Origin of the sequence: Paraburkholderia sp. RL18-085-BIA-A (genome assembly GCF_046027075.1) — a bacterium.
GTDB lineage: Bacteria > Pseudomonadota > Gammaproteobacteria > Burkholderiales > Burkholderiaceae > Paraburkholderia.
Genome location: NZ_JARESU010000517.1, coordinates 1 through 786 on the forward strand (window position 1 = coordinate 1; position 786 = coordinate 786).

Annotated in this window: 1 protein-coding gene; it reads left to right on the forward strand. The window is 59.9% G+C overall.

Going from position 1 to position 786, the window contains the following annotated elements; genetic code table 11:
* The coding region (locus P0D89_RS53600; protein WP_408371380.1) for a PDDEXK nuclease domain-containing protein at nucleotides 1-603 on the forward strand (603 nt) is incomplete at its 5' end.
* Between the last annotated feature and the right edge of the window lie 183 nt (nucleotides 604-786).

Sequence of the window (786 nt, forward strand, 5' to 3'; positions counted from 1 at the left end):
CTCGTCATGCAGATCGAAACCCGGGTACGCGAACGCCAGGGCAACGCGGTGACGAATTTCCCCGAACGCCTGCCGTCGCCGCAATCCGATCTCGCGAGGGACAGCCTGAAGGACCCGTATATCTTCGACTTTCTCGGCCTCGGCGAGGATGCGCAGGAACGGGATCTGGAACACGCTCTGACCCGACACATCACGAGATTCCTGCTTGAACTCGGTGCTGGGTTTGCGTTCGTCGGCCGGCAGTACCGGCTCGAAGTTGGCGGCGACGAGTTCTTTGTCGATCTGCTGTTCTACCATCTGAAGCTGCGCTGCTATGTGGTCGTCGAACTAAAGGCCACGCCTTTCAGGCCGGAATACGCAGGGCAGCTGAACTTTTACCTGTCGGCGATCGACGCGCAACTAAAGGCGCCCAACGATCAACCGACCATCGGGCTTCTCCTGTGCAAGGAACAGAACAGGCTGGTCGCCGAATACGCGCTTCGTGGCATCGCCAAGCCGATGGGTGTGGCCGAATACCAGCTTTTGCGCGAGATACCCCAACCGCTGGCCACTGAGTTGCCGTCGATCGCCGAGATCGAGGCCGAATTGCGTGATGAGGAGTAACGCCGCTACTGCGTGCCGTCTGGCAACGCTTTTGAAGAATGGGGCAAGCAGGATCTGAAGCCTGGCGCCATCGTCGTAGCCTGGATGTGCGGGCAGTGCGCTACTACTTTTACTTCCGAAACGCCGCTACTTTCGCTTCATCGCACGGCAGCGCGGTGAAGTCGGTGCGGCTATAGGCGCGCG